Source organism: Pseudoruegeria sp. HB172150, assembly GCF_013184805.1.
In the GTDB taxonomy this organism is placed as follows: domain Bacteria; phylum Pseudomonadota; class Alphaproteobacteria; order Rhodobacterales; family Rhodobacteraceae; genus Psychromarinibacter.
Genome location: NZ_JAATNG010000003.1, coordinates 155,942 through 175,692, shown reverse-complemented (window position 1 = coordinate 175,692; position 19,751 = coordinate 155,942). Strand labels below are relative to the sequence as shown.

Annotated in this window: 14 protein-coding genes; 6 read left to right on the top strand and 8 right to left on the bottom strand. The window is 63.2% G+C overall.

The window, feature by feature from the left end:
* Window positions 1–41 precede the first annotated feature (41 nt).
* The 3 genes from HCO70_RS15560 (at window position 42) to HCO70_RS15550 (ending at window position 3,626) form a co-directional block, all read left to right on the top strand.
* Window positions 42–1,196, top strand: coding sequence for a phosphoserine transaminase (locus HCO70_RS15560; RefSeq protein WP_172297798.1), 1,155 nt, complete (start codon window positions 42–44; stop codon window positions 1,194–1,196).
* An 87-nt stretch (window positions 1,197–1,283) separates the two neighbouring features.
* Window positions 1,284–2,879 carry a phosphoglycerate dehydrogenase gene (gene serA / locus HCO70_RS15555; RefSeq protein ID WP_172297796.1) on the top strand — a complete coding sequence of 532 codons (1,596 nt, stop codon included), beginning with the start codon at window positions 1,284–1,286 and terminating at the stop codon, window positions 2,877–2,879.
* Window positions 2,880–2,897: 18 nt separating this feature from the next.
* Entirely contained in the window at window positions 2,898–3,626 is a 729-nt protein-coding gene (locus HCO70_RS15550) for a metallophosphoesterase family protein (RefSeq protein ID WP_172297795.1), read from the top strand.
* On the opposite strand, the gene HCO70_RS15545 is transcribed toward HCO70_RS15550, so the two are convergent.
* The 4 genes from HCO70_RS15545 to HCO70_RS15530 form a co-directional block, all read right to left on the bottom strand.
* Window positions 3,623–3,814: a DUF2783 domain-containing protein gene (locus tag HCO70_RS15545; RefSeq protein WP_172297793.1), complete on the bottom strand. Its 192-nt coding sequence runs from the start codon at window positions 3,812–3,814 to the stop codon at window positions 3,623–3,625. The genes HCO70_RS15550 and HCO70_RS15545 overlap by 4 nt on opposite strands.
* Window positions 3,811–5,361 (bottom strand): FAD-dependent oxidoreductase, encoded by a 1,551-nt coding sequence (locus HCO70_RS15540; protein WP_172297792.1) that lies wholly within the window; start codon window positions 5,359–5,361, stop codon window positions 3,811–3,813. The genes HCO70_RS15545 and HCO70_RS15540 overlap by 4 nt, the downstream gene beginning before the upstream one ends.
* Before the next feature lie 79 nt (window positions 5,362–5,440).
* Complete coding sequence (locus HCO70_RS15535; protein WP_253913325.1) at window positions 5,441–5,938, bottom strand: DinB family protein; 498 nt, start codon at window positions 5,936–5,938, stop codon at window positions 5,441–5,443.
* 24 nt (window positions 5,939–5,962) lie between these two features.
* Entirely contained in the window at window positions 5,963–6,913 is a 951-nt protein-coding gene (locus HCO70_RS15530; RefSeq protein WP_172297789.1) for an MBL fold metallo-hydrolase, read from the bottom strand.
* Window positions 6,914–6,971: 58 nt separating this feature from the next.
* Here HCO70_RS15530 and HCO70_RS15525 point away from each other — a divergent pair, with 58 nt between their 5' ends.
* On the top strand, window positions 6,972–7,532 hold the full coding sequence (locus HCO70_RS15525) for a DUF2585 domain-containing protein (protein ID WP_172297787.1): 561 nt from the start codon (window positions 6,972–6,974) through the stop codon (window positions 7,530–7,532).
* A gap of 2 nt (window positions 7,533–7,534) precedes the next feature.
* Here HCO70_RS15525 and fahA read toward each other — a convergent pair whose 3' ends face one another.
* Entirely contained in the window at window positions 7,535–8,806 is a 1,272-nt protein-coding gene (gene fahA, locus HCO70_RS15520; RefSeq protein WP_172297786.1) for a fumarylacetoacetase, read from the bottom strand.
* A gap of 125 nt (window positions 8,807–8,931) precedes the next feature.
* Window positions 8,932–10,293, bottom strand: a complete 1,362-nt coding sequence (gene hmgA, locus HCO70_RS15515) for a homogentisate 1,2-dioxygenase (protein ID WP_172297784.1) — start codon at window positions 10,291–10,293, stop codon at window positions 8,932–8,934.
* Between the two features lie 145 nt (window positions 10,294–10,438).
* Between hmgA and HCO70_RS15510 the strand changes: the two genes are divergently transcribed.
* On the top strand, window positions 10,439–10,873 hold the full coding sequence (locus tag HCO70_RS15510; RefSeq protein WP_172297782.1) for a MarR family winged helix-turn-helix transcriptional regulator: 435 nt from the start codon (window positions 10,439–10,441) through the stop codon (window positions 10,871–10,873).
* A 33-nt stretch (window positions 10,874–10,906) separates the two neighbouring features.
* Window positions 10,907–12,082: an acetyl-CoA C-acyltransferase family protein gene (locus tag HCO70_RS15505; RefSeq protein ID WP_172297781.1), complete on the top strand. Its 1,176-nt coding sequence runs from the start codon at window positions 10,907–10,909 to the stop codon at window positions 12,080–12,082.
* 183 nt (window positions 12,083–12,265) lie between these two features.
* Here HCO70_RS15505 and pbpC read toward each other — a convergent pair whose 3' ends face one another.
* Window positions 12,266–14,308, bottom strand: a complete 2,043-nt coding sequence (gene pbpC, locus HCO70_RS15500; RefSeq protein WP_172297779.1) for a penicillin-binding protein 1C — start codon at window positions 14,306–14,308, stop codon at window positions 12,266–12,268.
* Window positions 14,305–19,743 carry an alpha-2-macroglobulin family protein gene (locus tag HCO70_RS15495; RefSeq protein WP_172297777.1) on the bottom strand — a complete coding sequence of 1,813 codons (5,439 nt, stop codon included), beginning with the start codon at window positions 19,741–19,743 and terminating at the stop codon, window positions 14,305–14,307. The genes pbpC and HCO70_RS15495 overlap by 4 nt, the downstream gene beginning before the upstream one ends.
* Between the last annotated feature and the right edge of the window lie 8 nt (window positions 19,744–19,751).

Here is a 19,751-nt window from a genome sequence, read left to right as displayed (position 1 = left end):
CCTCCCCAACGAGGGGCGTATATCTGGAAGGATATCCATAGATGGATACGAGAAAACCGGCATCGCGGCCGGCAAATCCGCGGTTCTCCTCTGGCCCCTGTGCCAAACCCCCGCATTTTTCCCTGGATAAGCTGTCGGACGCCGCACTTGGCCGTTCGCATCGCGCCGCAGTCGGCAAGGCCAAGCTGAAGGCTGCCATCGACGGTACGCGCGAAATCCTTGGTATACCGGATGACTACCGCGTCGGCATCGTTCCTGCTTCCGATACTGGCGCGATGGAAATGGCGATGTGGTCGCTGCTGGGCGAGCGCAAGGCCACGATGCTGGCCTGGGAGAGCTTCGGCGCCGGCTGGGTGACCGACGTGGTCAAGCAGCTGAAGCTGGATGCCGAGGTCAAGACCGCCGACTATGGCGAGATCGTCGACCTCGCTACCGTCGATTTCGATACCGATGTCGTCTTTACCTGGAATGGAACCACCTCTGGCGTGCGCGTTCCGAACGGCGATGGGATCCCGGCCGACCGTGCCGGTCTGACGATCTGCGACGCGACCTCGGCTGCTTTCGCGCAGGACCTGCCGTGGGAAAAGCTGGATGTCGTTACCTTCTCTTGGCAGAAGGTGCTGGGTGGTGAGGCGGCGCATGGCATGCTGATCCTCAGCCCGCGTGCCGTAGAGCGGCTGGAAAGCTATACACCCGCCTGGCCGCTGCCGAAGATTTTCCGCCTGACCAAGGGCGGTAAGCTGATCGAAGGAGTGTTCGTCGGAGAGACGATCAACACACCGTCGATGCTGGCTGTTGAAGACTATTTGCAGTCTCTGGATTGGGCGAAATCGATTGGCGGCCTTCCGAAGCTGATCGAACGTGCAGATACCAACGCCAAAGTGCTTTGGGATTTCTGCGACCGGAACGATTGGCTCTCGAACCTCGCCGTCGATCCTGCAACGCGGTCGAACACAAGTGTCTGCCTCAAGTTCACTGACGACCGGATCAAGGACGGGGCGGCTTTCGCCAAGGCGGTCGCCAAGAAGCTGGACGACTACAACGCCGCCTACGACATCGGCGCCTACCGCGATGCGCCTCCGGGCCTGCGGATCTGGTGCGGCGGCACGATCGAATCGGCGGATATCGAGAAGCTGACGCTCTGGCTCAAATGGGCCTTCGAACAGGTGCTCGAGGATCAGACAGCGTCGGCCTGACGCGTCAGTATTCCAACTTACAAATTCAGGTGCGCCGGACCGGCGCACCTTCCTCCCCCGGATAATTGTTTCAAAGGACCATCGAATATGGCTCCCAAAGTACTCGTCTCCGACAAGCTGTCGGAAACCGCCGTTCAGATCTTCCGCGACCGCGGGATTGACGTGGATTTCCTGCCCGACGTGGGTAAGGACAAAGAAAAACTGGCCGAAATCATCGGGCAGTATGATGGCCTCGCGATCCGCTCGGCCACCAAAGTCACGCCGACCATCCTGGAAAAGGCGGACAAGCTGAAGGTCGTGGGCCGTGCCGGGATCGGCACGGACAACATCGACAAGGAAGCAGCTTCTAAAAAAGGCGTGATCGTCATGAACACGCCTTTCGGGAACATGATCACCACGGCGGAACACGCCATCGCACTGATGTTTGCGGTGGCCCGGCAGATCCCCGAGGCATCCGCATCGACCCATGCCGGCAAATGGGAAAAGTCGAAGTTCATGGGAGTCGAGCTGACCGGCAAGACCCTTGGCGTGATCGGCGCCGGGAACATCGGCGGCATCGTCTGCGCCCGGGCGCTGGGCCTGAAAATGAAGGTCGTCGCGTATGACCCCTATCTCGGTCAGGAGAAGGCCGACAACATGGGCGTCGAGAAGGTGGAACTCGACGAGCTTCTGAAGCGCGCCGATTTCATAACGCTACATGTGCCGCTGACAGACTCGACCCGGAACATCCTTTCGCGCGAGAACTTGGCGAAAACCAAGAAAGGTGTGCGCATCATCAACTGCGCTCGTGGCGGATTGGTGGATGAGGAGGCGATGGCTGAACTGCTGAAATCCGGCCATGTCGCTGGCGCAGCGTTCGATGTTTTCGCGGAGGAACCCGCCGTCGAGAACCCGCTGTTCGACCTGCCGAATGTCGTCTGCACTCCGCACCTCGGTGCGTCCACAACCGAGGCGCAGGAAAACGTCGCCCTGCAGATCGCCGAGCAGATGTCGGATTACCTGCTGACCGGTGCGGTTCAGAACGCGCTGAACATGCCCTCCGTCACCGCCGAAGAGGCCAAGGTGATGGGGCCGTGGATCAAGCTTGCGGGTCACCTTGGCGGCTTCGCCGGACAGCTGACCGATGAACCGATCGAGGCTATCAACATCCTCTACGACGGCCACGCGGCCGACATGAACGTCGCCGCACTGACCTCGGCCGCGCTGGCGGGGATCATGAAGGCCACCAACCCGGATGCGAACATGGTCTCGGCCCCCGTCGTCGCCAAAGAACGCGGCATCGACATCGCCACGACCACGCAGACAAAATCCGGTGTTTTTGACGGCTACATGAAGTTGACGGTGGTCACCCCCACGCGCGAACGCTCCATCGCAGGCACCGTGTTCTCAGATCACAAGCCACGCTTCATCCAGATCAAGGGTATCAATATCGATGCCGAAGTCGGTGAGCATATGCTCTACACCACGAACAAGGACGTTCCGGGAATAATCGGTACGCTGGGCGGGACCCTCGGAACCAACGGTGTGAATATCGCGAACTTCACTCTGGGCCGGTCCGAGCGCGGTAAGAATGCCATCGCGCTGCTCTATCTTGACGAGCAACCGTCGGAGCAGGCGATCAAGGCGCTCAATGAAACCGGGCTGTTCCAGCAGGTTCGTCCGTTGCGGTTCGATGTCGACTAGACCCTGAGAGGACACCGAATGCGGCTATATGCCATTGGCGACATTCATGGGCAGCGAGAAATGCTTCGCGCTGCCCATGCCCGCGTTGCGGCGGATCGTGATGTGCTCGGCGATATGGATGCGCCGCTGGTCCATTTGGGCGATCTGACTGATCGCGGGCCCGACTCGGCGGGTGTCATCACCGACCTGATAGCAGGTGTCGAACGAGGCGAACCGTGGGAGGTGATCCGCGGCAATCACGACCAGATGTTTCTCGACTTCCTGAATTTCGAAGACCATGACGACCCGCTCTTCGACATGGCAGAGTTCTGGCTTCGCCCTAACCTTGGCGGTCCCGCGACGCTTGCGTCCTACGGCGTGGAGATGGGCGATAACGCCGATCCGAAGGCTGTTCAGGAAGAGGCGCTGAAGGCTATCCCCGGAGAGCACATCTCGTTCCTGAACAGCCTGCCATTGTACTACGAGACCGAGGACCTGTTCTGTGTCCACGCCGGCATTCGCCCCGGTGTACCGCTTCATGAGCAGGCAAAGGATGATCTGATCTGGATTCGGTACGAGTTTCTCGACGACAGCCGCGACCACGGAAAGCTGATCATCCACGGTCACACCCCGGCGGAACAGCCAGAGCATCACGGGAATCGCGTGAATCTCGACACTGGTGCGGGATACGGCCGGCCGATGACAGCCGCGGTTTTCGAGGGCCGCGATGCCTGGGTGCTGACGAACTCGGGCCGCGTGGTCCTTTAGACCTTTCTGGCCAGCACCAGGGCCTCGCTCAATACTTGACGGTCGCCAATATGGTTGGCAAGGATCAGCACAAGCTGTGCATTCAATGCGTGGCTTTCAGGTTCGCTCAGCCCCTTATGCGCCGCGAGCAACTCGGCGTAGAACCCGTCATGATCGGTGAGGTTTGGTGTATCGAGCAGATGGCTCATGCGCCTCTCCAGATATCTGCAATGGCGCGCTCAATCGCCGTCTTGTCGGTATAGGGCCAGCGTGCAGCCACGACCTGATCCGGGCGGATCAGGTAGATGGCACGCTGTTCGCTACCAAGGTAGCGTCTGCGGATCGTGTCGGTGACTTCGGGGCGAATGATCTCCGCACCATCGATGTTGTCGAGTTCGGCGCCGAGGACCAGCAATACCAGCCGGCCGCCCAACTGGCTGAGCAGCCAGTCGTTGCCCAACGGCGCATCTGGCGCCACAGTGCCCGGTCGTGAGGCTCTTGGCATTGCGGGATCGTCATTTCCGTGGCTGGGGTAGACGCAGGGAATCGACAGGCGGCCGGAGTTGACCCAACTCCGGGCAAAGGGCGCTTTGGCCGCCAGCGCGAGCACCTGATCACGAAACAGCCGCTCCGCACCGTCCGCGGGAGTCATGAATTTGGTCGACCGCGACGAATTCATGATGTTCTCGTCAGTGCCATGAATGCGCTCGGTGTCATAAGTCTCTAACAAAACTGTTTCGGCACTCCCCTCCAGCACAGCCGCCAGCTTCCAGCCCAGGTTGTCGACATCCTGCAGGCCTCCATTGCCGCCCCGCGCCCCGAAGGGGGAGACGACATGAGCACTGTCGCCGACAAAGATCACTCGGTCATGCACGAAACGCTGCAGCCGACGGCACTGGAACGTGTAGACGCTGACCCAGTCGAGCTTGAAATCGGAATGTCCGACGACTTTTTCGATCCTCGGGATCACGTGCTCGGGCTTCCGCTCTTCTTCCGGATCGGCATCCCATCCAAGCTGCAGGTCGATGCGATAGATGTTGTCCGGCTGCTTGTGCAGCAGAGCCGACTGACCCGTATGAAATGTCGGTTCGAACCAGAACCAGCGTTCCGGGGGCGTGTCGGCTTTCATCTCGATATCCGCGATCAGGAACCGTTCTTCGAACAACTCGCCATCGAATTCCAACCCCATCATTCCGCGGACGGGAGAGCGCGCACCGTCGCATGCGATCAGGTATTCGGCCTCCAGCGAATAGGTGCCATCCGGTGTCTCGACCTCTACGCGCGCGAAGTCGGCATTTTGCTCGATACCCGTAACCTTGTTTTTGAAGCGCAGGTCGATCAGATCATTGGCTTGCACCGCCTCCACCAGATACTGCTCGACGTAATACTGCTGCAGATTCACGAAGGCCGGCATCTTGTGGCCCTCTTCCGGCAACAGGTCGAAATTGAAGACTTCCGCATCCCGATGGAATGTCCGGCCGACCTTCCAGGTAACTCCTTTTTCGACGGCACGCTCTCCGACACCCAGCCTGTCGAGAATCTCGAGGCTGCGCTTCGACCAGCAAATCGCGCGGCTGCCAACGGAGACGACGTCATTGTCATCGATGATGACACTCTCCACGCCGTGGTTCGCCAACTCAAGTGCCATGGCGAGTCCGATAGGACCAGCGCCGACAATCACGACACGATGCCGCGGTTCCGGGCGGCTCAAACCCGGTGGAGCGACATAGGGAAAGGGTTGGTAGTCGTAGGGCATCGATGGTCCTCCCAAGATTTCGGATCATTAGGGTCAACGCCCGATGCACGGCACCTACCCCTCTCCGACAGTCCCTAATTTAACCGAAGTACGCCATTGCCGACGGCACGCGTCCGTCCTCCAGATGAAAATCGTCCAGCTGCGGTGGCGCGACCCCCGCGTCCTGAAGCTGCACATGCGCTTGGCCACGATGGTGGATCTGATGCTGGAACAGATGCAGCAGGAGTGCGCCAATCTCTTCGGTCACGTTCGGGTCGTGGCCCCGCTCCGTCAGTACACGCCGTGAAAGGTCATCTTCGTTTAGCCCTGAGCAGAACACGGCGAGGCGCATGTCGACATCTGCCTGAAGCTCTCCAAGCAAGCCGATTTCCGTGACCGGGTCGCGGTCATAGACCGACCGGCCCAGACCGCCCTCGACCAAGGCGTCGACGTAGAAGAGATCGACCTCATAGATATGGTTCATCGTCTTGCAGATCGACGGAAAGAACCCCGGACGCGGTGCCGTGAACTCGGCCTCCGACAGTCCCGCCATCGCACTGTAAAATGTCGAATTCGCCCAGGCGTTGTTCAGCGCCATTGTCCGGTACGGTTCCATGCATCCCTATCCCTGCAATGCGTCCCACATCTCCTTGTCGCGCTCGGCGGTCCAGATGCGCGGCGTGTCGATGTCACGGGCTTCGTCGTAGGCACGGGCAACATTGAACGGCAGGCAATGTTCATAGATTGCATAGTCGCTGAACTTCGGATCGCATTCCGCGCGCACCGCGTCCCATGCGTCTTTCAATGACCCGCCCGCAAGCGCGACCTTCGCGGCGGGGCGATAGGTGGAGCGAACGAAATCGGTCGTGGAATCGAGCGCCGCGTTGACCATGTCGCGCCCGACCAGAGCATCGCCGCGGCCCGGTGCGATGGCGTCCAGATCCCAGGCCCGGATGTTCTCAACGGTACCGGGCCAGTCGTGGAAATGCCCGTCGCCGCAATAGCAGGCCGATTTGTATTCGACGATATCGCCGGTAAACATCACGTTCTGATCCGGTACATAGATTACCGAATCCCCGGCAGTATGCGCGCGACCCACCTGCATGATGTCGATGCGCCTTTGCCCGAGATAGACACTCATTCGCCCGTTGAACGTGGTCGTCGGCCAGGTCAGGCCGGGGATCTCCTCGTGCCCCTGGAAAAGCCGCGGGAACCGGGCGAATTCGCTGTCCCAATCCTCCTGCCCTCGTTCGACTACCTGCGCGCGGGCGTTTTCCGACATGATGACCTGAGGCGCCATGAAGGCGGAGGCACCGAGTACCCGGACGGCGTGGTAGTGGGTCAGAACGAGGTGAGAGATCGGCTTGTCCGTCACGGTCCGCACGCACTCGATCACCTTCCGTGCCAGCCGCGGGGTCGCCTGCGCTTCGACGATCATCACCGACTCGTCGCCGATGATCACGCCGGAGTTGGGATCGCCCTGCGCGGTAAAGGCATAAAGCCCGTCACCGATCTCGGTAAAGCTGATGTCCTTCTCCGCCATGTCGCCTTGCGACGCGAATGCCTTGGCCATGCCTGTGGTCCTTTCAACTCTCTGGACGCCGCTGCGCCCATATGCTTGCCTCGCGCGAATGACGAAACGCGCGCTGCCCTACTGGATATCGTTGGCCATCCTGATGGCCATGGTTGTCATTCTGTACCTGAACGGCCGCAACCTGATCTGCCCCTGCGGATACGTGCAGCTCTGGGGCGGGAATGTCCCGACCGAACAGAGCAGCCAGCATCTGATTGACTGGTACACACCCAGCCACCTGCTGCACGGCATCCTGTTCTACGGAATTCTCTGGCTTTTTGCCCGCCGCCTGCCCTTCGGCACGCGTCTCGCCATCGCTGTTGCGGTCGAGGTCGCCTGGGAAATCGTCGAGAATTCCGCCTGGGTGATCGAGCGCTATCGCACACACACGGTGTCGTTCGATTACAACGGTGACAGCATCATCAATTCGTTGGTCGATGTTCTGGCGATGGTGCTCGGCTTCTTCCTTGCAAGCCGCATTCCGGTCTGGGCCAGCGTCGCTATCGTGATCGGCTTCGAGGTGCTGACGATGTACCTGATCCGCGACGGGCTGGCGCTCAACATCCTTATGCTGGTCTGGCCGCTCGACAGCGTCTTGCAATGGCAGCAGGGCGGCTAGGGTCATTTGCCCCTCGCGTAGGGATCGTCCAGCGCCGGGATCACTCTCCCGGTGCAATCGCCGAAACCAACCCTGTAACCGTCACCCTGCGCGGCGCCCGAAAGCGTAAGCATATCTCCATCCTCGATGAAGCTGCGGGTCTCGCCCGATGCCAGTTCAATCGGTTCCTTGCCGCCCCAGCTAAGCTCCAGCAGCGAGCCGCGCTCCGTCTTCGTGGCGCCGGAAATCGTTCCGGATCCCAGCAGATCGCCCACATTCATCGGCGACCCCGCCGTGGTGTGATGCGCCAGCTGCTGGGCCGCGGAATAGTACATCTCGCGATAGTTCGTCCGCGACAGAACCTCCGGCACCTCGGCCTTTTCCGTCTTGATAGAGACTGAAAGGGGGATGTCGTACAGCATTGGCCCGGGTTCGCTCAGGTAAGGCAGCAACTCCTTCTCACGTTCCGGCGTGGAACAGCGGAACGGCTCCAGCGCTGCTTTGGTCACAATCCACGGGCTGATCGACGTCGCCGTTGCTTTCGCCTGGAACGGACCCAGTGGCTGGTATTCCCAAGCCTGGATATCGCGCGCCGACCAGTCGTTGAGCAGGACGTAGCCAAAGATCATATCGTCGGCTTCCTGCACCGTGACCGGTGCGTCGGAGGGCTGGCCGACTATGGCGCCCATCTCCAGTTCGATATCGAACCGCTTGCACGGTCCGAAAACCGGCATCTCCTGATCCGGCGCTTTCAGTTGCCCCCATGGCCGCCGCACATCGGTTCCCGAGACCGTAACAGACGAAGCACGCCCATTATAGCCGATGGGAATATGCAGCCAGTTCGGCGGCAATGCATTCTCCGGCCCGCGGAACATGGTGCCGACGTTGAAGGCGTGGTTCCTGCCGGCATAGAAATCGGTGTATTCCGCAACCCGGAATGGCATGTGGAGCGTCGCCTCGGACATCGGGACGGAATAGAAGGTACAGGTTTCCTGGGTCTGTTCTTCCGCTCCCACGGCCAGCAACGCCTGAAGCTTGGCGCGATACTCCGTCCAGACCTTCGGGCCCATTTCCATGAAGTCGTTCCAGAAGGGTACGTCCAGCACGTCAACGTCCGGGTCGGAGCGAAGCGTGCCGGATTCTTCCAGCCCGGTGACGTCGAGGATCCGGTCCCCGATAGCCACACCGCAGCGCAGGTCGCCGTCGCCTACGGAAAATACGCCGTAAGGCAGGTTGTTCAGCGGAAATTCGGTTTCGGCCGAATTCGCCGAGGCGATCCAGGATTTCAGAAGCATCGCGATTCCCTGTCAGTCAGCACTTTCGTCGCCCGCTTCGTCCCACGGGGCGTCGCGGTAAAGCAACACCCCGTAGACGATCATCCCGGCAATCAGGATGCCAAGCGCGAGGACGATGGCGGTCTTCACTTCTTGCCCGGCGTCCCGTCGAACTTTTTCTCCAGTGACGTCCAGCAGTCTATGTAGTCGTCCTGAAGCGGTGCCTCCTTGCCGGCAAATGCCGTCAGGTGCTGCGGGAACCGCGTCTCGAACATGAAGGACATGGTGTTGTCGAGCTTCTCGGCCTTCAGGTCCGCATTGGACGCGCCTTCAAAGGCGTTCCGGTCCGGTCCGTGCGGCAGCATCATGTTGTGCAGACTCATGCCACCCGGGACGAATCCCTGCGGCTTGGCATCGTACTGGCCATAGATGTTTCCCATCAGCTCGGACATGACGTTCTTGTGGTACCAGGGCGGGCGGAACGTATCCTCCGCCACCATCCAGCGCTCGCGGAACAGGACGAAGTCGATATTGGCTGTACCGGGCGTGCCAGAGGGCGCGGTGAGAACGGTGAAGATTGATGGGTCCGGGTGGTCGAAAAGGATCGCGCCGACCGGGCAGTAGGTGCGCAGATCGTACTTCACCGGAGCGTAGTTGCCGTGCCACGCGACCACGTCCAGCGGCGAGTGGTCGATATGCGTTTCATGAAACTGTCCGCACCACTTGATCGTCACTGTAGAAGGGGTTTCGCGATCCTCGAAGGCCGCGACAGGCGTCTTGAAGTCGCGCCGGTTGGCAAGGCAGTTCGCGCCAATCGGCCCCCTGCCCGGCAGTTCGAATTTCTGACCGTAATTCTCGCAGACGAAACCCCGCGCCGGGCCATCCACCAGTTCAACCCGGTAGAGCAGGCCGCGCGGGATCACGGCGATCTCCTTCGGCTCAAGGTCGATGATCCCCAGTTCGGTGTAAAACCGCAGCTTGCCGTCCTGCGGGACAACGAGCAGCTCGGAATCGGCGGAATAGAAGTACTCGTCCACCATCGATTCGGTGACCAGATAGATATGCGCCGCCATGCCCACTTGGGTGTTCACGTCGCCCGCGGTGGTCATCGTGCGCATGCCGGTAATCCAGGTCAGCGACTCTTCGGTCATCGGCACCGGGTCCCAGCGGTACTGGCCCAGTGAGGTCACGTCCGGGTCTATGTTCGGCGCGGATTTCCAGAAGGGAACGTCGATCTTTTCGTAGCGGTGTGAATGCTTCACAGAGGGGCGAATGCGATAGCACCATGTCCGCTCGTTCTGATGCGACGGCGCGGTAAAGGCGGTGCCGGAAAGCTGTTCGCCATAAAGGCCATAATTGCATTTCTGCGGAGAGTTCATGCCCTGCGGTAGCGCACCGGGAAGCGCCTCGGTTTCGAAATCATTGCCGAAGCCGGGCATGTAACCGTCAAGCGTGCCGACGGTCGACGCATCGCGCACCATGTCGCGCAAAGTGGCCTGCTTGTTCATTTGATCCTCCTGAACGGTGCGTTTGGGCGGGCAGCCGCACCGTGCGCGAACCCTATCGTTGCAATTGCAACGATGTCAAGGGCTGGCCGGTTGCCCGCCGGGCGGATTCGTGCCTTCATTGCACCTGCAACGACCGGGATGTCCCATGCTCGACTTTGATCTCAGCCAGTTCCTGCCATATCAGCTCGCAGTACTGTCCGAACGCGTCTCGAAGGATTTTGCGACACTCTATCGGGAACGCTTCGGGATTAGCCGCGCGGAATGGCGGGTTCTGGCGCATCTCAGCCAGGCCGATTCGGTGTCTGTGCGTGACATCCACGTTCAGGTGGAGCTCGACAAATCCAAGATCAGCCGCGCCGCCAGTCGGCTTGAGGCGGCGGGCTATATCACCAAGAAATTGAACGAGAGCGACCGGCGGTTGATCTCGCTGGCGCTGACGGAAAAAGGGACGGCGCTGATGGAAGAGATGACGCCGCTGGCACGGGAATACGAGGCTCGGGTTCTCTCGCGTCTCGGTGATGATGCCGCGGCTTTTCTTGCTGCAGTGCAGAAATTGTCGCAGGACAGGTCCGTCGTCTAAGGATTAAAATACGGCAGGGAAATGGAGGAGATCATGGAAGACATCGTCATTCTGAGCGGTGCGCGGACGGCCATCGGCACCTTTGGCGGCGCGCTGGCTGCAACGCCTCCGATCCAGCTGGGCGCGACCGTCGCGAAAGAGGCTATGGCGCGGGCCGGGGTGGAGCCGGGGCAGGTTGGACACGTGGCTTACGGGCATGTGATCAATACCGAGCCGCGGGACATGTACCTGTCGCGGGCGGCGGCGATGGAGGCGGGAGTTCCGGATACGACGCCGGCGATGAACGTGAACCGTCTTTGCGGGTCGGGGGCGCAGGCGATCGTGTCGGTGGTGCAGTCGCTGGCAATGGGCGACGCGGAGTTCGGGATCGCCGGCGGAGCGGAGAGCATGAGCAGGTCGCCCTACATCATTCCGCAGGCGCGGTGGGGCCAGAAGATGGGCGACTTCAGTGCTCAGGACATGATGCTAGGGGCGCTGAACTGTCCATTCGGGACGGGGCATATGGGTGTCACGGCAGAGAACGTCGCGGCCGAGCACCAGATCACCCGCGAGGCGCAGGATGCCTTCGCGATGGAGAGCCAGACGCGGGCGGCGGCGGCGATCTCGGGAGGCCGATTCAAGGATCAGATCGTGCCGGTCGAGGTGAAAGTGAAACGGGACGTCGTGGCCTTCGATACGGACGAGCATCCGAAGTCGACGAGCCTTGAGAAACTCGCGGGTCTGAGGCCGGCGTTCCAGAAGGACGGGACGGTGACAGCCGGGAACGCTTCGGGGATCAATGATGGGGCGGCGGCGATTGTTCTGGCGCGGGCGGAGGCTGCCGAGAAAGCGGGTCTGAAGGCGCGGGCCAGGGTGCTTGGCTATGCGCATGCGGGGGTCCGACCGGAGGTGATGGGGATCGGGCCAGTGCCAGCCGTTCAGAAGCTTCTGGAGAGGACCGGGCTGACGGCGGACGACTTCGATGTGATCGAATCGAACGAGGCCTTCGCCGCCCAGGCGCTTGCGGTGAACAAGGAGCTGGGGCTGGATCCGGAGAAGGTCAATCCGAACGGGGGTGCCATCGCGCTGGGCCATCCAGTGGGGGCCACGGGGGCGATCATCACGGTGAAGGCGCTCTATGAGCTGGAGCGGATCGGGGGGCGCCGGGCGCTGGTGACGATGTGTATCGGAGGGGGTCAGGGGATCGCCCTGGCGATAGAAAGAATCTAGGCGTCCCCATGGGGACGCCTTTTAAGGCGCTGTTTTTATTGATGTTAGCGCAAACGTCTGTTTGCGGACTCCTGTGAAACCCGGAGCATTGCCGAACGGAACAAGGTCACGCTGCCCTGCCTGAGATCGGAGATTTCAGCGCTGTGCGTGATGCGGTTCGTGTCCGGCCCAGATCGAGATGCTCTAGTCCAGCCAGACGGCGCTGTGGGCCGAGCGCCCCTCGGAATCGATGACCGACAGGGTGACATAGCCCGGCCCCGGCAGCGGGATCATTGCGCTGCGGTCGTGGCTTCGCAAAAGGACGGGCCGCCCATCCGCCAGCCAGGTGAAGGGCGGGCGGCCGTCGCGTACCTTCACCGACAGCATACCGCCGCCGGTATCCACCCTTGCGCCATCCGGTGGAAAGGCCACCGCCGGGGCGTCCGGCGCGTCGGAGAAAGCGGCGTCACGGGGGCGGAACCGTTTCAACGGCTGCGGCAGGCCTGCATTGCCGACGATCAGGGTGGAGGGCGGCGGGGGCGGCAGGCGGTCGAGCGAGGGTTTGAGCAGCGCAAATGCCTCGAACAGGATGGGAGCTGCAACCTCGCCACCGAAAGCGCCGGGTACGGGCGTGCCATCGGGCCGGCCCATCCAGACGCCTGCCACATGGGTGCCGTCGTAGCCGATCGCCCATGCGTCGCGGTGGCCGTAGGAGGTGCCGGTCTTGTAGGCCAGCCCGGTACGTGCGGCACCACGCGGCGGCGGGATGTCGGACAGGATATCGCCGATCATCCACGCGCTTTCCGATGACAGCACAACCTGCGGCACTTCGGGCTGTCTTACGCCCTGCCGCGCAGACAGCACGACAGCCTTACCGCCATTGGAAAGCCCGGAATAGAGACGCATGAGCCCCTCGAGACTGACACCGACACCGCCCAGCGCGACGGCAAGGCCGGGCTGGTCGCCGGGCAGCTCGGCCTCGGTTCCGGCGCGGCGCAGATGGGCCATCAGCCGTGCCGGGCCGAGCGCGTTGAGCAGCTTTACCACCGGGATGTTCAGCGACATTTCGAGGGCTTCGCGCACCCGCACGGTGCCGCGGAACTCTCCGTCGAAATTCTGCGGCGCGTAGGTGCCGAAAGCGACCGGTCGATCCTCGATCAGCGTTTCGGGATGCGCCAGCCCCTGGTCGAAGGCGAGGCCGTAGATCAGCGGTTTCAGCGTCGAGCCGGGCGACCGCACCGCCTGTGTCATGTCGACGAAGCCCTCGCGCGCGCCAGGCTCGTAGCCTGCGGAGCCGACGGAGGCGAGGATTTCACCGGTGCGGTGATTGGCGACCATCAGCGCGATGGACTGACGCTGGCCAGCCTCGCGCGCGGCACGTTCGGCCAGTACCTGAAGCCGCGCCTGCAGAGCGGAATCGAGGGTCAGCCGATGCACCTGCGTCGCCGGTTCATCGGCGCGCATGCGATCCGTCAGATGCGGGGCGAGGGCAGGGAACGGTTGCCTTTTCGCCGGAACAGTCTCTGTTTCAGCTGCGATCCGCGCGCCTTCGCCGATCACTCCGGCGCCCTCTGCCCGGGCGAGTACCCGCGAGCGGGCATCGTGCGCGGCACCGTTGAAACGGTCCGGCCGGCGGTATTCCGGCGACTGCGGCAGCGCCACCAGAAGGGCCGCCTGCGCCACGGTCAGACGCCGGGGTTCCTTGCCGAAATAGGCGAAGGTCGCGGCGCGGACGCCTTCGAGGTTTCCGCCGAATGGCGCGCGGTTGACGTAAAGTGCAAGGATCTCGTCCTTGGTGAGCCGACGTTCCAGCGCCAGCGCGACGCGGATCTGCCGGAACTTGCCCGGCCAGAGGCCGGTGGTGCCGTTTTCCAGCAGGCGCGCCACCTGCATCGTCAGGGTGGAGGCGCCGGATACGAATTCGCGGTGCCAGACGGCCTGACCCACGGCGCGCATCATCGCCACCGTGTCGACGCCGTGATGGTCATAGAAGCGCTTGTCTTCGTAGGCGATCAGCATTTTCAGGTAGTCGGGATCGACTCCGTCCAGCGAAACGGCCAGCCGCCAGCGCCCGTCCGCAACGGTATAGGCGCGCAGCAGCACGCCGTTACGGTCAAGCATCTCGACGGAGGTTTCGACAGCCAGCGGCGGCAATTCCGTGGCATCGACCCACTGGTCGAACCGGTCCCGCCCAAGCGCCGCGAGGAACAGCGCCAGGGCGAGAAACCAGAGACTATACCAGCTCATTCCACTACGGTCACGCGGCCCGCGTCGCTGTGGGCGCGGAATTCTGGCCGGTACATATCCTCTACCGAGGCGGAGGGATGGTGGTAGTCGCCGGGCGAAACGGCGCGGACGATATAGCCCAGGCGGAACGCATCGCCCGAGCGCCAGTCGACCGCTGCGATGAAGCGGTCCTGCCGGAACTCGGTGGTGCGAACGTCGGTCTCCAGCTCCAGCCAGTCGAGCGCGCGGATGTCGCCGCCGCGCATAAGGTTCGGATTGTCGATCTCGAACCCGGCGGGCAGCGGATCGTCGACGATCAGCCGCGCCTCTGACTTCTCGAAGGGCTGAACGGTGATGACCGCGACAAGGCGCATGCCCTGTTCGACCTCTGACAGTTCGACCGGGTTGCCTTCCATATCGAAGTAGCGGCGCGAGATGCCGTAGCCCTTGCCGCCGGCGGGTTCCGGCACCTCTGAGACGCCGAAGGTGGTCAGCGTGATCGTGGTGTCGCTGTCGCCCTCGTTGCGGATCGCCAGCGGATTGAAGGCAGTGTCATCCTCGACCACCTTGACTAGCGGGCCCTCAAGCGACTCGCCGTTCATGGTGAGCGTGCCGAACGCGTCGTTTTCCAGCATCGCGTGGGTGGCGAGCAGCGACCAGACCTGTTCCTGCGTGGAAAGGTAACGGCGCGTGTCGACGGGCGCGATGCTGTCGAGCAGGGCGTCCTGGTTGACGACATTGCTGCCCGCCTCGACCGCGAGGGTCAGGACGGCGGCGCGGTCCCTGAGGCGGGTGCCGTAATCGGCGCGCCAGAGGTGGGGTTCAACCCTTTGCTGTCCGGCGATCAGGCGCGCGGCGGATCCGAACATGCGGTCGGCGCGGGTCGGATCGCCATAGGCCGCCAGCGCGGCGCCGATCTGGGCGCGGGCAAGCGGCGTGGCGAAGGCGTCTGCCTTGACGTCGGCATAGTAGCGCAGGTCGCCGATGGATGCCGCGCCTTCACGCGCGAGGACATAGAGCGCGTAGGCGATATCCTCGCCCCCCTCGTCGAAGTCGGGGGCGTAGTTGACGCGGTTGCGCAGGTTGTCGAGCGCGTTGCGGAAGGCGATGTCGGGGACATCGTGGCCGGTGGCCTTTGCGCGTGACAGGAAGTCGGTGACGTAGGCGTCGAGCCAGAAATCGCCGGATTGCGCCTGCCAGAGACCGAAAGCGCCATTCGGGGCCTGCCGGGTGAGGACGCGGTCGATGGCCTGATCGATGCGCATCGCAAGGTCGTCGCGCCTGGCGAGGCCCACCGCGCGCGCGACCTCGTCGAGGTAGAGCAGCGGCAGCGCGCGGCTCGTCGTCTGCTCGGTACAGCCGTAGGGGTACCGGTCGAGCGCCTGCAGGAGGCCGGGGGCGTCGAGCTTTGCGATGGGACCGGCGGCGAGGGTGGCGGAGGCGGTGCCTGCGCGGAAGCCGGTGAAGACGTCACTGTCGAAGGTGAAGGTGTCGCCCGCGGCGAGGTCGAAGCGGGTGGTTCTTGTGGTGACGGGGTCGTTGACCTCGACGGGCAGCTTCAGGGTCTTGGTCAGGACCTTGCCGCCGGGGGTGGTGAGGGTGACGTCGACCTCGGCGAGGCCGGTGTCGGTCGCGGTGATCGGCAGGACGTAGGTCTGCTTGCCGTTCTCGGCGAGGTCGAAGCCGGAGGGGACGGCGCGGTTCAGTGTCACGCCCTGCGCGGCGACGTCCATGCCGACGCGGCCGGCGGGGCCGGAGGCGTGGACGATTTCGAGCAGCAGGCGGGAGGTGTCGCCGGGAGCGAGGAACCGCGGCAGGCTGGCGGTGACGACGACGGGGTCGCGGACCAGCACGTCGGTGTCGGCCTGCCCGACGCCGGTCTTCGACCAGGCGACGGCCATCAGGCGCACGGTGCCGTTGAAGGAGGGGAGCTGGAATTCGGTCCGGGCGTAGCCGTCGGCGCCGACCTCGACGGGGCCGGAGAAATAGGCGACGAGTTCTTCGGTGGGTGGCGGGGTGTCGTTGCGGGACATCGGGGTGAAGTCGCCGCCGGAACGGACGTTGCCGATGGCGCCGGACATGCCGTCGATGAGGCGGCCATAGACGTCGCGGAGGCCCATTCCGAGCTTTCTTTGCGCGAAATAGTGACTGCTCGGGTCGGGCGCGTCGAAGCCGGTGAGGTTCAGGATGCCGACATCCACCGCGGCGATGGTGGCCCAGGCGGTTTCGCCCTCTGTCACGCCGCCGACCTTGAGCGCGACGGGCATCGGGCCGCGGGGATCGACCTGATCCGGCACCTCGAACGCGACGGACAGCTTGTGCGCGCCGGGGTCGATGGCGGCGTGGGCGAGGCCGAGTGAACGGGCGGGGTTGTGGCCGCCATCCACGTCCATCGGGCGGATCGCGGTGGCGGTGACATAAGCGCCCGCACCCCAGTCATCGGTCACGGGCAGTTCGACGATGTTCTCGCCCTCGACGAGATCGACCGCTTTCATGTCGATCAGGCGATTGGAGACGACGGTGATCAGGCCCTTGCCGGCATTGCGCGGCACGATGCGGACCTTTGCGGTATCGCCGGGCCTGTAGCTTTCGGCGTCGAGCGACATTTCGAGGAAGTCGGGCGTGGCGGAGGCATCGGCGCCACCGTACCAGCCGGCATAGAAATCCTCGGACGCGGCGACGTAATCGGCTCCGGTCGCCTCGACCTTGATCTCGTAGCGTCCCCATTCGACCGGGGCGGTGACGGTGGCGGGCGTTTCGCCAAGCGTGGCGTCGCCCTCTGCCACGACAGAGCGCGTGGTGACCGGTTCCCAGTCCCAGTAACCGTCGTAGCTGTACCACTGGTATCGGGTCTGCACCCGACTGATCGTCCAGTGCACGTCCATGTCGGTGACGGCCTGATCCTCGTCGAGCGCGATGAGGCCGAAGGAAGCCTCGGTGTTCTCGGCGAGCGTGCCGTCGAAGTTCGGCCTGATGCCGATGACAGCGTTCATCGGCGCGACGGGATGGGTGATGGAGCGTTCCACCGGGCGGCCCGACCCTTCGGAGACACGGATGGTGGCGCGCGCCTCCATCGGGCGGAATGTCGTCTCTAACTCAGGCATTTCGAGACCTACGGTCACGGTACCGTCCTCGCCGGTGCGGATATCCGGCGGCAGGTACCAGAAGGCAGGCTGCACGTCGCTGTCGTAACGCCCGAAGACGTAGCCGGGCCAATCCTCCAGCGTGCGGACAGCGCTGAGCCGGACGTCGCCTTCGACCGGCAGGTCGCCTGCGGGCGCGCCGAAGAGATAGCTGGCGTCGATGGTCAGAGGCGGAGTGTCGCCGGGCTGAATCGGCCCGTCAGGCAGCGACAGGTCGAAGTCGATACGTTCCGGCAGGAAGTCTTCAACCAGCACATTGGCAGAGGCGATGGCGGGCGCGTCGGGATCGGCGTGGATTTCCAGCCGCCAGGCACCGCGCGGTGCCTCGCCGGAGGTAGAGAAGGAAAAGACATGACCGCCCGCGACGGAATCGACGCTCATGGCGTGGGCATATTCGACACCATCGGGCCGGGTCAGGATCGCCACCAGCGGCAGCCCCTCGATCGCCTCTGCTTCGCCGTCGCGGGTCAGGACGGTCGCGTTGATCGTCTCGCCTGCGCGATAGGCGCCGCGGTCGGTGGTGAGGAAGGTGTCGATAGGGCCGGCGGGCGCGCGGCCCTCGACGCCCCGGTCAGAGAGGTCGAATTCCGGATCGGTGAGCGACAGGAACGTCAGGTCGTCGCCCTGCTTCGCCAGCACCATCGCAGGCGAGGCGCCGCCGGTGCCGTTCATCAGACCCGGTTCGAAACGAGAATAACCTTCTGTGTCAGTCTCACTTTCGCCAAGAATCGCGTTGGCGCGGGACAGGAGCGTGAGTTCCACGCCCTCGACCGGATCCGCCGAGGCGAGGGATCGGGTGAAGACGTGCAGCCCGTCTGTACCGCTCATCGTTGCAAGGCCCAGATCGCTGACAACGAACCATTGCGTCGCCGCCGGTTCGTCATAGGGATCGGCATCGGGGATCCTGGCCTGAAGCGCATAAATGCCCGGCTCCAGCCCGCCCACGACATCGGTCAACGGCAGGCGCGTGGTGATATCCTTGTTCAGTTCCTGCCCGACCTCACCGGTGCCTTCCCAGACGGTGGAGGCGATGGAGTCGCTAAACTGGTTTTCTTCCCACGGATCGAGCGGGCGGCCGAAATAGCCGTCCTGCACGGCGCGGATGATCGAGCGGTCGCTGATCCTGCGCAGGGTGAGTTCGATCTCGGTCAGGTTCACCGTCTCGACGGGTATGTTCACCTCTCCGGTCGCGGGCAAAACGTAGGCGCGGCCCGGGAAGCGGACGGCGGGCGAACGGTCGCGGACGTAAAGGTTCAGGGTGACGGATTTCGCGAGTTCCTCGCCGGAGGCGGCGGGGAGACCTTCGCGGAAAGTCACGCGATAGCGTTCGCCGTGCTGCACGCCGCCGATGCAAAGCTGCCGCTGATCCGGTTCCACCGTCATCCCGCCTTCGGGAAGCTGGACATAGGGCGTGTAGTCGATGCCGGCGCGGACGAGGTTTTCGGAGAACTCGGCGCAGACGCGGGGTGTGACCGAGTCGCTGTCAACGGTGTGTTCGACGATGCGGAAGCCGTATTTGCCAATGGCGTCGTCCAGCATCTCCTCGGTATCGGTGCGGGGTGAGACGGATTGTGCCAGACGCAGGGCGGGGATCATGTCACGTCCGCGACCGTTCGCTTCCAGCGCCTCGGCCATGACGGCCAGCGCGTTATGCTGAACCGGTGCGCTGTCTGCGCGCAGGTAGGCGTTGATCGCCGCCGACAGGGCCTGCCGCCGATATTCCCTGGTTTCCGAACTCTTGTCTGATTCGATGGCGAGGCCGAGCCGTGCAAGTTCTGTCCACTGGTCGGGCGCATCGCTAAGCACGACCGCTGCAGCGGTAAGCCGGAACGCCGAGACGATATTGCCGTTTGACTGCGCATCCGCCGCCGAATTCAGGAAATCCGCGACGGCGGTGTCGTTCGGCACGTGCTGGTTCGTGAGGTCGAGCGCCATGGTTCGGGCAGATTCGAAATCGTGGTCCTGCAGGAAGTCGAGTTCCGCCTTGCGCGTTTCAGCCTGCGTCAGCACCCCGGGCGCGGTGACCAGTACACGACCGGAAAACGCGCCCTCGTAAATGGAGGCGTCGCCCAGCGTGCTTTTCGGAAAACAGGCGCGCGAACGGGTGTTGTAGGTGAACGCGACACAGGCCGCGTTGGAAAGGCAGGCTGTTTCGCAAGCCTCCAGTGTGGTGTCGAGAATCGTCTGGATGTCGCCGCCGGGGAAATCGGTGTTCCGGATCAGTGCGAGGCGCCGTTCGGGAACCGGGCTTTGCGCGCTTGCGGCCGTTGCGAAAAGGGAAAAAACGAGAACCAGCAGGACATTGAAACGCATGGGGTTAC

Excerpts from the sequence above, each read along its gene's own strand:
- HCO70_RS15550 (WP_172297795.1), top strand. The coding sequence starts at position 2,898 with ATGCGGCTATATGCCATTGGCGACATTCATGGGCAGCGAGAAATGCTT.
- hmgA (WP_172297784.1), bottom strand. The coding sequence starts at position 10,293 with ATGAACAAGCAGGCCACTTTGCGCGACATGGTGCGCGATGCGTCGACC.
- serA (WP_172297796.1), top strand. The coding sequence starts at position 1,284 with ATGGCTCCCAAAGTACTCGTCTCCGACAAGCTGTCGGAAACCGCCGTT.
- HCO70_RS15505 (WP_172297781.1), top strand. The coding sequence starts at position 10,907 with ATGGAAGACATCGTCATTCTGAGCGGTGCGCGGACGGCCATCGGCACC.
- fahA (WP_172297786.1), bottom strand. The coding sequence starts at position 8,806 with ATGCTTCTGAAATCCTGGATCGCCTCGGCGAATTCGGCCGAAACCGAA.
- HCO70_RS15540 (WP_172297792.1), bottom strand. The coding sequence starts at position 5,361 with ATGCCCTACGACTACCAACCCTTTCCCTATGTCGCTCCACCGGGTTTG.
- pbpC (WP_172297779.1), bottom strand. The coding sequence starts at position 14,308 with ATGAGCTGGTATAGTCTCTGGTTTCTCGCCCTGGCGCTGTTCCTCGCG.
- HCO70_RS15545 (WP_172297793.1), bottom strand. The coding sequence starts at position 3,814 with ATGAGCCATCTGCTCGATACACCAAACCTCACCGATCATGACGGGTTC.
- HCO70_RS15535 (WP_253913325.1), bottom strand. The coding sequence starts at position 5,938 with ATGGCGCTGAACAACGCCTGGGCGAATTCGACATTTTACAGTGCGATG.
- HCO70_RS15560 (WP_172297798.1), top strand. The coding sequence starts at position 42 with ATGGATACGAGAAAACCGGCATCGCGGCCGGCAAATCCGCGGTTCTCC.
- HCO70_RS15510 (WP_172297782.1), top strand. The coding sequence starts at position 10,439 with ATGCTCGACTTTGATCTCAGCCAGTTCCTGCCATATCAGCTCGCAGTA.
- HCO70_RS15495 (WP_172297777.1), bottom strand. The coding sequence starts at position 19,743 with ATGCGTTTCAATGTCCTGCTGGTTCTCGTTTTTTCCCTTTTCGCAACG.
- HCO70_RS15525 (WP_172297787.1), top strand. The coding sequence starts at position 6,972 with ATGACGAAACGCGCGCTGCCCTACTGGATATCGTTGGCCATCCTGATG.
- HCO70_RS15530 (WP_172297789.1), bottom strand. The coding sequence starts at position 6,913 with ATGGCCAAGGCATTCGCGTCGCAAGGCGACATGGCGGAGAAGGACATC.